The sequence below is a fragment of the Pseudomonadota bacterium genome (assembly GCA_016195085.1).
Taxonomy (GTDB): domain Bacteria; phylum Pseudomonadota; class Alphaproteobacteria; order SHVZ01; family SHVZ01; genus JACQAG01.
Genome location: JACQAG010000048.1, coordinates 53,033 through 66,920, shown reverse-complemented (window position 1 = coordinate 66,920; position 13,888 = coordinate 53,033). Strand labels below are relative to the sequence as shown.

Sequence of the window (13,888 nt, the reverse complement as noted above, 5' to 3'; positions counted from 1 at the left end):
AAGGGAACGCCATGCTGCGCTCGGATGCGCTGCACCGGGAAAATGACGGCGGTTCCATCCCACGAACCGATCCGAAATGGCTCCTCATCGGCATCGCGGTCGCGATCGTCGCCTGGCTGGCCCTGATCCCTCTCGGCTTCCTCATTTGGCAAAGCTTTCTCACCGCAGACACGCTCCAGGCGCATGCCGCGTTCACGCTGCAGCACTACCTCGCCGCTTATTTCAGCTCGGAGTCCTTCGAGCTGCTGGCGACCTCGCTCACCTTCGCATTCGGCACGGCGGCCTTTTCGCTGTGCATCGGCACGTTCTTCGCCTGGGTCAATGAGCGAACCAACACGCCGCTGAAACCGCTGTTTTTCGCGATGTCGATCATTCCGCTGGTCATCCCCGGCATCCTGTTCACGGTCGCCTGGATCATGCTCGCCAGTCCCCGGATCGGAATCCTAAACCTCATTGCAAAGAGCTGGTTCGGCGCCGAAGCGCCGCTCTTTAACATCTATTCGATGACCGGAATGATCTGGGTCGACGGTTTGCACTATGCGCCCGTCGCTTTTCTGCTCGCCACCGCCGCTTTTCGATCGATGGATCCCTCGCTCGAAGAATCCGCGATGATGAGCGGCGCCTCGACCTTCCAGATCGCGCGCCGGATCACCTTGAAGCTGGCATGGCCTGCCATCCTCGGCGCCTTTCTGATCCTCTTCGTCCGCGCCATCGAATCCTTTGAGGTTCCGGCCTTGCTCGGGCTTCCGATCGGCCTGCGCGTCTTCACCTCGGCCATCTACGAAGCGGTCAACAGATACCCGAGCGATATCGGCCTTGCCTCGGCCTATTCGGTGACGCTCCTCCTGATCACGGCTGGCGGCATCTACTATCAGTCCCGTTTCCTCAGGCAGGGCGACAAGTATTCCACCGTCACCGGTAAGGGCTTCCGCCCACGGACCATCGATATCGGACGATGGCGCTATGCGTCCGCGAGCCTGTTTCTCGCCTATGTGGCGGTCGTCGTCGTTTTGCCGTTTCTCGTCCTCTTGTGGTCCTCGCTGCAGCGCTACTACACGGTGCCGTCCTGGGCCGCGATGCGGAACGTCTCGCTCGGCGCCTATGAGCGGGTGCTGGAGCATCCCGGGTTCTTCCGGTCGGTCTGGAACAGCGCGCTGCTGGCGGTCGGCGCCGCCACCTTGGTCATGCTGCTGACGTCGGCGATCGCTTGGATCACGATCAAGACCAAGATCCCGGGAAGGTGGGTCTTGGACGTGCTCGCATCCCTGCCGCTCGCCTTTCCGGGCATCGTGCTCGGCTTGTCGCTGATGATCTTCTACCTGAACTTCGACATCGGCATTTACGGCACGCTGTGGATCATGCTCATCGCCTATGCGACGAAGTTCCTGCCGCATGGAATGCGGTACAACAGCACCTCGATGCTGCAGATCCACAAGGAGCTGGAGGAGTCCGCGGCGATGAGCGGCGCTTCCTGGCTCGTCGTCTTCCGGCGGATCGTCCTGCCGTTGCTCAAGCCCGGCCTGGTGGCGGGCTGGATCTATATCGTGATCGTCTCGATTCGGGAGTTTTCCAGCTCGATCCTCCTCTACAGCCCCGGGAACGAAGTCGTGTCGATCATGATCTGGGAGTTCTGGCAGAATGGGCAATATGTCGAGCTGTCGGCGTTCGGCGTGATGCTGATTGTCGTTCTATTCAGCTTTCTCATGTTCGTTCAGCTCGCATCGAAGCGATTTGGCGTCAGCGAGAGCTGAAGCCGCCTCCGGGGAGAGCATGCTTACGGTCGAAGGCCTCAGCACGGTCTACCAGAGCAGCATCGGCAATCCGGTCCGGGCCGCCGACGGCGTCACGTTTTCGGTCCCCGAAGGGCGGCTGTTTACCCTTCTCGGCCCGAGCGGCTGCGGCAAGACGACCACCCTTCGCTCGATCGCCGGGCTCGAACGACCGATCGAGGGCGAAATACGGGCGAACGGCCAGATCGTCTTTTCGGTGCGGCAGAACATCTTTGTGGCCCCGAACCGGCGGAACTTCGGGATGGTCTTCCAGTCCTACGCCATCTGGCCGCACATGAACGTGTTCGAAAACGCCGCCTTTCCGCTACAGGTGCGCGGGCAGCACCTCTCCAGCCTCGACATTCGCGACAAGGTCATGAAGGTCTTGGGCGCGGTCTCGCTCGACCATCTTGCGGATCGCGAAGCAACCCGTCTGTCCGGCGGCCAGCAGCAACGCCTGGCGCTGGCCCGCGCTTTGGTGATGGAGCCGAAGCTTCTGCTGCTGGATGAGCCCCTGTCGAACCTGGATGCCAAGCTGCGCGAGAAGATGCGCTTCGAGCTGAAGACCATTCAGCGCGAGCTTGGCCTGACGACCGTCTACGTGACGCACGACCAAAGCGAGGCGCTTGCCTTGTCGCATGAGATCGCGGTGATGGACCAGGGCCGGATTGTCCAAATCGGTCCGCCCCGCGATATCTATGAGCGCCCGGCCACCGCCTTTGTCGCCGACTTCATCGGCAATACGAACTTTCTCGCGGGCGCCGTTCGCGGCCGTCAGGGCGAGCGGTATCTCTTGGAAACGCCGATCGGGCTCATCAGCGTCGCCGCTGCGGGCGAGCTTTCGGGCGGTGCCATGGTCTCGCTGTCGATCCGGCCGGAGGATCTCCGGCTTTCGGATGCTTCCGGCGCGCAATCCGGTTCGGAGAATGCGCTCACCGGCATCGTCGAGGCCAAGATCTTCCTCGGCGAGTGCGTGGACTTCAAGCTCAAGATCGACGGGGTCCAGCTCCTGGCGCGGGCGCATCCTTCGCTGCGCACGCCGGTCGGGGGATCGGTCCATATCGACATCGATCCGGAGAAATGCATCATTCTGCACGACCGGATCGATCGGGCAGGCAAAGCTCTATGATCTCGGCAAATGCCGCTCCTTTGGGAGGTACAGCATGCTGACCAAAGAACAGAACGAGCGTCTGACCCGCATTGGCCCTGGAACGCCTTGCGGGGAATTGATGCGTCGCTATTGGATCCCGATCGCTCCCTATGCTCAGCTATTGGAAAACCCCGTCAGGAGAGTCCGGATCCTCTCAGAGGATCTGACCCTCTACAAGGACAAGGCGGGAAAGCTCGGGCTGATCGGCGATCGGTGCCTGCATCGCGGCGTCGATCTGCAATACGGCATCCCCGATGAGTGCGGCTTGCGCTGCCCGTATCACGGTTGGCTCTATGACGAGACCGGCGCCTGCCGCGAGCGGCCGATGGAGCGCACCCCGAAGGCCGAGCTCAAACAGAAGCTCAAGGGCTATCCGGTGCGCCAGCTGGGAGGCTTGGTCTTCGCCTATATGGGCCCGCATCCCGCACCCGATTTGCCGCGCTGGGATCTGTTCGTCTGGCCGAATGCGATCCGTCAAATCGCCGTCATGGTGATCGACTGCAATTGGCTCCAGTGCCAGGAGAATACCGGCGATCCGACCCACAGCGCCTATGCCCATGGCCACGCATTCGAGTACACCCTGGAACGGCAGGGAAGGCTCGATGAGCGGGCGTCGAGCCAGCTCCACACGCTTCATACCCGCAAGAAGACAGGGATCGGCATCAAGGAGCTCTACGCGCACCAGACAAAATACGGATTCGCCAAGGGCATTCGCTATTCGAAGGAGCTCGGCGCGGAATCCGATCACGAAAAACAGCATTCGACCGTCGTCTTCCCCTTCTACACCCAGACGGGAAAGACCGGCGCCCCACGCAGCGAATATCAGATCCGCGTGCCCATGGACGACACCCACACCTACCATATCTGCTATCAGGTCTATGCGGCCCCGCCTGGCGTCGGTGCGCCCAGCCAGGATGTCGTGCCCTATTACGTGCCGCCGACCCACAACGAGAAGGGCGAACCCATTCTCGACTATGTCCTGGCGCAGGATGCGATCGTCTGGGTCGCGCAAGGACCGATCGCCGATCGCACCCAGGAACTGCTCGGCCGCACCGATATCGCCATCGTGCTCTTGCGCCGCCAGCTTGATGAGCAGATTCGACGGGTGGAGGAAGGCCAGGAGCCGATGAACACCTTCCACACCAGCCCGGACATCATCTACGGCAACGAGGCGCCGCCGGACTTCTCCAAGCCCGAGACCCTGCTGCGCCACAATTTCAGAAAGTACTATCACAAGGGCTTCGTGAACGATGACGTGGACCGCTATGGCCCGATCATCGAAGAGGTCAAAGAGCTGCATCGGGCTATCGAGGCGCACGAGGTGAAAACCCGCGCTGCCGTCGATGCCAGGCGCTAACCCGCGCACTTGCCATGAGATACCGGCATGTCGGCTCGATCGACTTCTCGTTTTCCGAGGTCGGCTTCGGTTGCGGCGGCAATGCCGGCCTGATGGTCAAGGGAAGCTTCGAAGAGCAGCGTCATGCCGTCGCCCGCGCCTGGGAACTGGGCGTCAACTATTTCGACATCGCGCCGGACTACGGTGCGGGTGCGGCCGAGCGCAATCTCGGCCGCGTGCTCAAGGAGCTGAAGTTCCGTCCGTTCGTGACGTCCAAGGTGGAAATCCGCGCCGAGGATCTGGGCGACATTGCCGGACGCATCGTTCGTTCGACCGAGGACAGCCTACAGAGGCTAGGGATCGATGCGCTGGATGCCATTGAGATCCACAACGGCCCCGTCGCCGTGCGTCCCCTTATGGAAGGACGCTCCTACGCCACGCTTTGGCTCGAGGACTTCATGCGGCCGGGTGGCGCCTTGGACGGCATTCGGCGGATCGTCAAATCCGGAAAGGCGCGCCATGCCGGGTTCGTCTGTCGCGGCAATGACGGCGAGGAGGTCCGCCAGCTGCTCGCGACCGAACTGTTCCAGCTCATCAACCTGCCCTATACGCTTCTCAATCCCACCGCCGGCCGGCCGAAGCCGCACGGGCTCGAGCTCGACCGCGATTTCGGCGATGTCATAGCGGCGGCTCAGGCTGTCGATGTTGGCGTGGCCGTCTACAGTCCGCTCGCCGGTGGCGCGTTGTCGGATGCGGGTCTAGCAGGCCAGCAAACTCATCCCCTCGCCCGCCCAAAGGAAACGGGATCGCCGGCGTGGGAGGCTCTGATCCGCAAGGCCGGGACATTTCAGTTCCTGGCGCAGCGAACGGAGATGAGTCTCGCCCAGGCGGCCTATCGCTTCGTGTTGACCCATCCCGGCGTGACGACGGTGCTCGGCGGCTTTTCTTCGATCGACCAGATTGACGAAATCGCGGCCGCGTCAGCTTCCGGCGGTCTCGACAGCGACGTCATGACCGAGATCGAGCGGGTCTGGCAAAGCAATTTCGCCAATTGACGGATGGATGGTCTCGGTCAAGCCGTCTCATGTGCGGCGCTGCCGCCGAAGCGGGTCACCAGCTTGGTCGCGACCGTGTTGCCCAGCACGTTGACGGCGGTGCGGCCCATATCCATGAACGCATCGACGCCGGCGACCAGCGCGATCGCCTCGACCGGCAGCCCGATCGCGGTCAGGACAGTCGCCAGGATCACCAGCGAGCCCGAGGGGATATTGGCCCCACCCTTGCTCGCAATCAGCACCGTGATCAGGATCGTCAGCAACGCCGGCCAATCGAGCGCGACGTTGTAGGCCTCGGCCATGAAAGTGACGGCGAGCGCCTGGTACAGGATCGAGCCGTCCTGGTTGAAGCTGTAGCCGAGCGGCAACACGACCGACACGATCTTGTTCGGGATGCCCATCTCCTGCAGGATCTTCATGTGGACCGGCAGCGTCACCTCCGAGGAGCGCGTCGTGAAGGCGAGCAGCAGCGGCTCGAGGATCCGGCGGAAGACGTAGAGCGGGCGGTCCCCCATCGCGGTCAGCATGACGCAGAAGATCGCGATCTCGATGGCGAGCCCGACATACATGAGGCCGATCAGCTTGGCGAGGCCGAGCACCGCGCCCAGGCCCTGTGTCGCGAACAGAAACCCCATGAGCGCGAAGATCGCCAGCGGCGACAGCGCGATGATCCACTGCGTCAGGCGGAACATCGCCGCCATGATCGCTTCCAAAAGGTCGACGACCGGCCGCGCGCGCGCGCCGATGCCGGCAAGTGCCACCCCGAACAGGACCGCAAACACCAGCGTCGGCAGCAGCCTCCCCGCCGCCATGACGGCGACGATGTTGGACGGGATCAGATCCAGCAGAAATTTTATCCAGTCGATCGACACCGCGAGATTGGGCGGGATCTTGCCGGTCGGGACGAGCCCGGCGCCGATCCCGGGATGAACGATGCCGTCGAGCACCAGCGCGATGACGATCGCGCAGAACGTCGCGAAATAGAAATAGCTGAAGCTGACGACGGCGACCCGGCCGAGCTGGCGGATATTGGCTCCCATCTTGTAGGTGCCCAAGCTGACCGAGGAGACGATCAGCGGGATGATGATCATCCTGATCGCCTCGATGAAGGCCGTGCCGATCGGCTGCAGCGAGGCCGCAGCGGATGGCCAGGTCAAGGCCAGCAGCAGCCCGGCCACCAGCCCGAAAAACATTTGCAACGGCAAGGCGACGCTGACCCGCCCGCCGCCGGCACTTTCAGTCGTCATGCTCTGCCCCCTTCTCGTCTTCGCCTTCATCGGGCGTTTCGGCGGCGATAGTAGATCCGAGGCCGCTAGCCGTGTCGAGCCGGTTGCGGGGGCGTTGGCAGTTACGTCGCTACCCCCAGAGCGCCGGCTCCGGCGGGTGGACGATGCTGCCCTCGAATTTGAGGCCGGGCTCGCGGTCGCGGGCGAGGATCAGGGGACCGTCGAGGTCGACCCAGCGTGCCCCTTGCGCCACCAGCACGCCCGGGGCCATGGCGAGCGAAGTGCCGACCATGCAGCCGACCATGATCTCGAAGCCGGCGGCGCGCGCCGCGTCCAACAGCGCCAAGGCCTCGGTCAAGCCGCCGGTCTTGTCGAGCTTGAGGTTGATCGCCTCGTAGCGGCCCTTGAGCTGGGATAGGCTGGCGCGGTCGTGGCAGCTCTCATCGGCGCAGACCGGCACCGGGTGCGGCACCCGGGCGAGATCGCCGTCCTTGCCGGCCGGCAAGGGTTGCTCGATGAGCTCGACCCCGAGCTTCGCCAGCTCCGGGGCGTAGCCTTGATACTGCTCGATGGTCCAAGCCTCGTTCGCATCGACCACCAGCCTCGCGCCGGGAGCGCCGACGCGGATCGCCCTGACGCGCTCGAGATCGCCCTCGCCGGTGAGCTTGAGTTTGAGGAGCGGCCGGGTGGCGCTGGCGCGCGCCGCCTCGCCCATCTTCGCCGCCGTGTCGACGCTCAAGGTATAGCAGGTCACCACCGACTTCGGCTCCGGCAACCCTGCCAGAGCCCAGGCGCGCTTGCCCGCACGCTTGGCTTCCAGATCCCAATAGGCGCAGTCGACAGCGTTCCGGGCGGCACCATGGGGCAAGGCAGCTTGCAGCTTGGCGCGGCCGCCGCCGGATTCGACCAGCGCGCGCACGCTTTCGATCTGCGTCACGACGCTGTCCATGCTCTCGCCATAGCGCTTGTAGGGCACGCATTCGCCGCGGCCGGTGAAACCGCCCTCGGATATCTCCGCCGTCACCACCTCGGCCTCGGTGCGGGGCTTGGCGGCGGCGGCCTCGCGGCTGGTGGAGAAGCCGCCGGCACGGATCGGAAAGACCTCGCGCCGGACGGTGAGCGTGGCTTGGCTCACATCAGCCTGTCGACGATCGGACCCACACCGGTGCGCAACGGATCGACGCAGGGCAGGCCCAGCTTGTCCTCGGTGCGCTTCAGGATGGCGAGCGCCTTCTTCTCCGGCAGCGACTGGGTGTTGACGGAGATGCCGACGCATCTGGCGTGCTTGTTGGTGAGCTTGGCCGCTTGGATGTTGGCGGCGATGCAGGTGGCGAGGTCCGGCAGCTTGTAGCCCGGCAACCCGCGCATATGCGGACGGCCGAACTCGTGGCAGAGCACCAGGGCATCCGGCTGCGAGCCATGGATGAGGCCCAAGGTGACGCCGGCATAGGAGGCGTGGAACAGCGAGCCCTGGCCCTCGATGAAATCCCAGTGATCGGGCTTGTTGGCCGGGGCCAGAAATTCGACCGCGCCGGAGACGAAATCGGAGATGACCGCGTCGATCGACACGCCCGAGCCGGCGATGAAGATGCCGGTCTGGCCGGTCGCGCGGAAATCGCAGTTGCCGCCGCGGGCCTGCATCTCCTTCTCCAGCGCCAGCGAGGTGAACATCTTGCCGATGGAGCAATCCGTGCCGACGGTGAGCAAGCGCTTGCCCGGACGCTTGATGCCGGTGCCGACGTGGAAGTCGCGGTCGGGGTGGCGGACATCGAACAGGGTGCGGCCATTGGCCTTGGCGGCGGCCGCCAGCCGCGGCAGATCGCTCAAGCGCTTGTGCAGGCCGCTCGCGACGTCCATGCCGCGCTCGACCGCCTTCACCAGATGCGCCTCCCAGGCCGGCGGAATGACGCCGCCGCGATTGGCGACGCCGACCAGCACGCTCTTGACCCCGGCCTTGGCCGCGGCATCGATGGACATGTCCGGCAGTCCGAGATCGACCTTGCAGCCCTCCAAGCGGAACTGACCGAGGCACCATTTCGGACGCCAGACCTTGACGCCGTTGGCCGTCTTGGCGGCAAGCTGGTCCGGCGCATCGCCGATGAACAACAGATAAGGATGCCTGATCTTCATGCCCCACCTCTCCGGGCCGGAACCGTCCCGGCCCCCAAACGGCCGGCAATATTATCGGAAAAAGTCGGATTGCAAAGCGGAAGCCGAAGCCTCGCCAATGCCGCACGCCCAACCTCGGAAACCGGCGCCATGACCCTGGTGCGCAGTCTGCTCGATTTCTGGTTCGGGGCGCCGGGCTCGCCCGAGTTCGGCGCAACCCGCGAGGTTTGGTTTCGCAAGGACCCGGCTTTCGATGCGGCCATCCGCCGGCATTTCGAAGACGAGCTCGCCCGCGCCCGCGAGGGTGCCCATGACCGGCTGATCGCCGATCCGGAAGGGGCTTTGGCGCTGACCATCCTCTTGGACCAGTTCTCCCGCAACCTCTATCGCGGCCAAGCCAAGGCCTTTGCCGCCGACACGAAGGCGCGCTGGGTGGCCGAGCAGGCCTTGGCCCGCGGCTTCGATGAGCGCCTTCTCCCGGTGCAGCGACAGTTCTTCTATCTGCCGTTCCAGCATTCGGAGATGCCGGCCGACCAGGACCGCTCGGTCGCGCTCTACCGCAAGCTGGCCGAGGCGGATCCGCGCCTCGCCTCCACCGTCGACTACGCGATCCGGCACCGTGGCATCATCGAACGCTTCGGCCGCTTCCCCCATCGCAACGCCGCCTTGGGCCGCGAGACCACCGAGGCCGAAGCCAACTTCCTCGCCGAGCCCGGATCGTCTTTCTGATGAGAAAGGGTCGCGTCAGGCTCTGCTTGAACGCGGGCGGGAGGCCGCCGATCGAATAGAAGGCGCCGGAGAGGAAGGTCAGAGAGGCGATAACGAAGTTCGTCACCGCTTTGCGAACACCACGATTGGCCACACCTCAGCACAAGGTGGTGTTGCCGGCACATTGGAGGGTGAATGAGATCCGCGCTTGCGTCGGTGTTAAGAAACGCGCTGAGACTACACCGGACTGGTTGCCGGGCTCAGAACGGGGCCGAAGATCGCCCGGCCCACCTCAAATGCCTCATCGAGCGCCAACCGGCAGCCGATGCGGGCCGGCACCTGCCGCGTCAGCCATACTTGTAGATGCGCGTCGCTGCAGAAGAAGGCGATCATCGGGCAGCACGAAGCCGCGGCCGTCTGCTCGTAAGCATGGTCGTACCACACGACGGAACCGGCCGGAGAGCGGCTCGCGAGCGCCGTCCCGCGCTGCGCGGTGGTAATACGGATCTCCGTTCCGCAGCATCTGCAGGCGGATTGAATGGCCACGTCCCTCCGATACATTGAGCCCATACCGAGCGCATCGACCGCGCACAGAGCATTTAGGCGCACCCCGTTGAGCTCGACGCGATGACCCGTATCACGCTGAGCGAGGGGATAAGCGTGCACGATCGCGCTTTGGTTCTCGTCGACCCCGATGAGGTCGCGGCCGTGCAGCTGGTGGAGCACGGCTGCGAGCTTCTCCTCGGGCATATCCAGCTCCGAAGCTATTTCTTTCAGTCGGGGAGCCCGTCCGAGGCGGGCAAATAGCTCCAGCACCGTCCGCCACGCCAAATCCTGGCCGGGCTCCAGCTCGGTCGACCACTTTGCCATGAGGCCCGACCGCGCGACGGCACGACGCAAGAGGGCTTCCTGCGCCGCAGGCTTAGTAATCGCCGACCAATCCGGGCGCCGAACGCCCGGCCTCAGCTCAACGGATGGCAGATCCTGCAAGTGCATTTTTTGGCCTCTCCACCGGCCGTGCCGGCCGTTTTGAACGAGTTGACCATTGGCTAAAGCATGTAGCCGATATCCGAGGCGCCCGTCGGATAGGCAAACATCGTCGACTTCAGATCTTTGCTCGTCAGACCGTGGCGTATTGCGAGACCGAAGAGATTGATGACGTCTTCGGCATGCGGGCCTACGACATGGGCGCCCAAGACGTGGTCGGTATCCTCCTCGACCAGCGTCTTGAAGCCGTATACCGATTCATTTAGCCGTCGCGCCGTGTACCATTCGGATACCATCTCCGAGTTAACACGGAATTTCAGCCCCTTCGACTGCGCCTCCGCCTCGCTCAGGCCCACAGCCGCTATCGCCGGAATCGTGAACGCGACGCTAGGCACGCCTCGGTAGTCGGGCTTGTGTCGATTGCCGTCGAGCAGGTTTCGGGCGACGATCTTGCCATCATGGCTCGATACCGGCGTCAGCGGCGGACCGCTGTTTGCCGCATCGCCGGCCGCGTAGACCTTGGGGTTGGAGACGCTCTGGAGGTACTCATTGAGCTTCAGCCGGCCTTTTTCGGCAGCGATTCCGGCGGCAGCGAGATCGAGCGCGTCGAGATCGGGCGCGCGGCCGGCGGCATGTATGACCAGATCGGCGGCCACCATCTGTGTTTGGCCATCGGTCGAGGCATGCACGAGAAAGCCATCGGCCGTCTTGTCGATGCGTTGCACCGACGAGCGCGTGCGCACTTCGATGCCGAGCTCGTCGAATCTCGCCATGAGCCAGCCGACCAGATCCGGGTCGAAGGCGGGGAGCATCCGCTCGGCGCGCTGGAACACGGTTACCCGCGCGCCGGCTCGCGCGGCGAGATGGGAGAATTCCGCGGCGATGTAGCCGCCGCCCACCAGGGCGATGCGCTCGGGCAGCGCATCGAGTTCGAGGAAGCGATCGCTCGTCACGACATGCTCCTCGCCGGGCATGTCGAGCGGGACCGGACGCGCGCCGGCTGCGATTAGAATGTAACGGGATTTGAGTTCCTGGCCCTCGACGGCGACAGCATCGGTACCGCTGAACCGGGCAAGCCCGTGGAAGGTGTCGATTCCATTCTCGGCGTAGCGTTCTTCCTGCTTGTGCGGAACCGGGTCGGTGAAGCTGCGTTTGAACGCCATCAGCTGGCGCCAGTCGAGCCGCGGTTCACCCGCCACACCGTGCCCGCGCATGCGCTTGACGGCGTCGATGGCCTCGGCGCCGCTGATCAGCATCCTCTTCGGATCGCAACCCCGCAGCGCGCAGGTGCCGCCGAACGGACGGTGATCGATTACAGCAACCTTCCATCCGGCGGCGCGGATCCGCGCGCTTGCCACTTGCGCCGCCGTGCCGGAGCCGACAATCACAAGGTCGTACGTTTTGGCCATCTAGCCACCATCTAAACGAGATTTGCAGGCTGACGGAAACCGCGATCAAGGTCGACCTCGGTCCCGCCAGAAGGGTGGTGACGCCTTGGCATCATCCGGCTCGCAACTGGCGTGTCCTGAGCCAGACATTCAGAAGGCTGGCGACCACCAGGCCGGCTATGCCGACGCCGGCAAGGGCACCATTCGGCGCGATCCCGATGAACCCGAAGGTCACGGCCGCGCTAACCCCGCCCAGGATCAGAGCCCAGGGCTCATGGTGGTGGCGAATTCCGAGATACAGCCCGTAAAGGGTAACGGCCAGGAACACCAGCAACAGCGGGATCAGGACCGCATCCCTCAGGATGAACGCCAGTCCGATCGCCGATAGAACGGAGATAAGGGCCGGAAAGCCAAGGCAGCAGAGCGCCGCGAAGACTGATCCACCGACCCCGATTTTGTCGAGATTCCGCTTCGAAAATCCGCTAGTCGGATGCTCGGTCGTGCTCGCGATCATGATGCCTCTCCGTTGATGATTGCTCGCAAGCGGTACACTCCCGACTTTCCGGAGCAAGGTTGGGTTAACCGCGAACGTCCCCATCGACAGCAACCTCGGGCCCCCGGCACATAACGATGACTGACGCCAGAGCACCGAGACGCAATGGCTCAGCACGCCCAATCACCGGCGGGCGTGAACATCTCGACCGGTTGCGGAATACCCCTCAGTATCCGGTGACCCGAGAATGTCAGGCCCACCGCGCCAAAGCGCTCCACGTAAGCGCCCGTGAAGAGGTACTCGACGCCGAGCTCCTTCGCTGCCTCGACGCCACGCGCCGTAAGGTTAACCGCTTCCCCGATGATTGTGAAGTCGAGCCGCTCGGTCGAACCTATATTGCCGTACAGCACCTGACCGTAATGAACGCAGAGAGCGTGCCGAAGCAGCCTTTGTCCTGCGCTTGAGCGAACGGTGTTCAGCGCGGCAAGGCGCCGGCGAATCGCACCGACGGCGGCCAGCGGGTCGGGCGCCGCTTCGGCCGCCAGGGCAGGGAAGAATGCGAGAACCGCATCGCCCATGAACTTGAGGACGTGGCCGGCGTGCTCCCGGATTGGGCTTACGAGGCAGTCGAAATACCGGTTGAGCAGCGCTACCGTGGCTGCCGGGTCAAGGTGCGCCGCATGCTGGGTGAAGTCGTGCAGATCGGCGATCAGGATCGCGGCGTCGATCAGCTCGCCATCGCCGGCATGGATCTTCCCGCGCAGGATCTGCTCGCCGACGCCGCGTCCGAGATACGCCTCCAAGACGGCATCCAGCGCCTCGAGCGCGGTGTGACGCTCGAGGATGACGGTGAACAACGGAGCGCTTTCGCGGAGCCAATCGAGGTCGTGGTCCCGAAAGCCGGCCGGCTCTCTCGTGGCAATCGACAGGGTGTTGATCGTGCCGTCGCCTAGGAGAAGCGGGACGATCAGGTAGTCGGTGTAGCCCTGTGCTCGCAACGTCCCGTAAAGGTCGCATGTGTGTTCACCGCTCATGCCCGGACGGCGGACACGGAGCTCCGAGCCAGTCCGATGAACCAGGTGATCAGGCGAATCGTAATAGCCTGGGCGATTTTCAAGACCGTGTGGCCATTCCACCGTGCGGACGTATCCGGTGTCCTGCTCCCAGAGGTAAGTGCGGGCGCGGAAGGCCGGGTGGAGCGCGCGCATGCTGACGAACAATCGTGCCGCCCGAAGAGGCGAATCGGACAACGTGCGTCCCGCCGCGCTAACAAAGGCTTCCGTCTGCTGTGACTTGAGGGCGGCTTGCGTAAGCGCCAGCGCGAGGTCGGCCGAGCCGCAGGTTTCCCGATAGCTATCGAAACCAGCGCTGGATACCTCTGCTCCCAGAGGCACACTCATAGCGCCGGCCCACGAGACCGGACGAGCGCGATGTCCAAGGGCGGTATTTGCGCCATGTTGGCCATCGGCCCTGCAGCGACGGCGATTGAGCACAGCGCGATCGCGATGAGAAGAGCCCCAACCGCGGCACCGATCCATACGTGGCCGCTTCCGGTCAGCCAAGCGCCGAAGCCGGAAAGTGTCCCGGTCGCGGCGAGGCAGAGACCACCACAGCAGACGACCTTGGCGGCGATCATGGGGGCCAGTCCGATTCCGGAGCCTCGCGCC

General features: G+C 64.1%; 13 protein-coding genes. 5 read left to right on the top strand and 8 right to left on the bottom strand.

Features of this window, described 5'->3' with window-relative positions; all coding sequences use genetic code 11:
• Window positions 1-11: 11 nt before the first annotated feature.
• From HY058_14995 to HY058_14980, 4 genes are read left to right on the top strand one after another with little or no spacing between them, the layout of a single operon-like run.
• Window positions 12-1,751, top strand: a complete 1,740-nt coding sequence (locus HY058_14995) for an iron ABC transporter permease (GenBank protein MBI3498603.1) — start codon at window positions 12-14, stop codon at window positions 1,749-1,751.
• Between the two features lie 19 nt (window positions 1,752-1,770).
• Window positions 1,771-2,898 carry an ABC transporter ATP-binding protein gene (locus HY058_14990; protein MBI3498602.1) on the top strand — a complete coding sequence of 376 codons (1,128 nt, stop codon included), beginning with the start codon at window positions 1,771-1,773 and terminating at the stop codon, window positions 2,896-2,898.
• A 34-nt stretch (window positions 2,899-2,932) separates the two neighbouring features.
• Window positions 2,933-4,276, top strand: coding sequence for a Rieske 2Fe-2S domain-containing protein (locus HY058_14985; GenBank protein ID MBI3498601.1), 1,344 nt, complete (start codon window positions 2,933-2,935; stop codon window positions 4,274-4,276).
• Between the two features lie 14 nt (window positions 4,277-4,290).
• The gene (locus HY058_14980; protein MBI3498600.1) at window positions 4,291-5,310 is read left to right on the top strand and encodes an aldo/keto reductase; all 1,020 of its coding nucleotides are present in this window, start codon (window positions 4,291-4,293) and stop codon (window positions 5,308-5,310) included.
• A gap of 17 nt (window positions 5,311-5,327) precedes the next feature.
• Here the strand turns inward: HY058_14980 and HY058_14975 are convergent, their stop codons facing one another.
• From HY058_14975 to HY058_14965, 3 genes are all read right to left on the bottom strand, one after another.
• On the bottom strand, window positions 5,328-6,503 hold the full coding sequence (locus HY058_14975) for a dicarboxylate/amino acid:cation symporter (protein MBI3498599.1): 1,176 nt from the start codon (window positions 6,501-6,503) through the stop codon (window positions 5,328-5,330).
• Window positions 6,504-6,666: 163 nt separating this feature from the next.
• Window positions 6,667-7,671, bottom strand: a complete 1,005-nt coding sequence (locus HY058_14970; GenBank protein MBI3498598.1) for a dipeptide epimerase — start codon at window positions 7,669-7,671, stop codon at window positions 6,667-6,669.
• A complete protein-coding gene (locus tag HY058_14965; GenBank protein MBI3498597.1) occupies window positions 7,668-8,666 on the bottom strand; it encodes a DUF1611 domain-containing protein in 999 nt (332 codons plus the stop codon). The genes HY058_14970 and HY058_14965 overlap by 4 nt, the downstream gene beginning before the upstream one ends.
• Window positions 8,667-8,795: 129 nt before the next feature.
• Between HY058_14965 and HY058_14960 the strand changes: the two genes are divergently transcribed.
• Window positions 8,796-9,374 (top strand): DUF924 domain-containing protein, encoded by a 579-nt coding sequence (locus HY058_14960; protein MBI3498596.1) that lies wholly within the window; start codon window positions 8,796-8,798, stop codon window positions 9,372-9,374.
• Window positions 9,375-9,590: 216 nt separating this feature from the next.
• Here the strand turns inward: HY058_14960 and HY058_14955 are convergent, their stop codons facing one another.
• The 5 genes from HY058_14955 to HY058_14935 all read right to left on the bottom strand — a co-directional run bounded on the left by HY058_14955 (window position 9,591) and on the right by HY058_14935 (window position 13,857).
• The gene (locus tag HY058_14955; protein ID MBI3498595.1) at window positions 9,591-10,349 is read right to left on the bottom strand and encodes a hypothetical protein; all 759 of its coding nucleotides are present in this window, start codon (window positions 10,347-10,349) and stop codon (window positions 9,591-9,593) included.
• Window positions 10,350-10,402: 53 nt separating this feature from the next.
• On the bottom strand, window positions 10,403-11,749 hold the full coding sequence (locus tag HY058_14950) for an NAD(P)/FAD-dependent oxidoreductase (protein ID MBI3498594.1): 1,347 nt from the start codon (window positions 11,747-11,749) through the stop codon (window positions 10,403-10,405).
• Window positions 11,750-11,840: 91 nt separating this feature from the next.
• A complete protein-coding gene (locus tag HY058_14945; GenBank protein MBI3498593.1) occupies window positions 11,841-12,242 on the bottom strand; it encodes a MerC domain-containing protein in 402 nt (133 codons plus the stop codon).
• A gap of 149 nt (window positions 12,243-12,391) precedes the next feature.
• The gene (locus HY058_14940; GenBank protein MBI3498592.1) at window positions 12,392-13,621 is read right to left on the bottom strand and encodes an adenylate/guanylate cyclase domain-containing protein; all 1,230 of its coding nucleotides are present in this window, start codon (window positions 13,619-13,621) and stop codon (window positions 12,392-12,394) included.
• Window positions 13,618-13,857: a hypothetical protein gene (locus HY058_14935; GenBank protein ID MBI3498591.1), complete on the bottom strand. Its 240-nt coding sequence runs from the start codon at window positions 13,855-13,857 to the stop codon at window positions 13,618-13,620. Before HY058_14935 ends, HY058_14940 begins: the two co-directional genes overlap by 4 nt.
• Window positions 13,858-13,888: the final 31 nt, after the last annotated feature.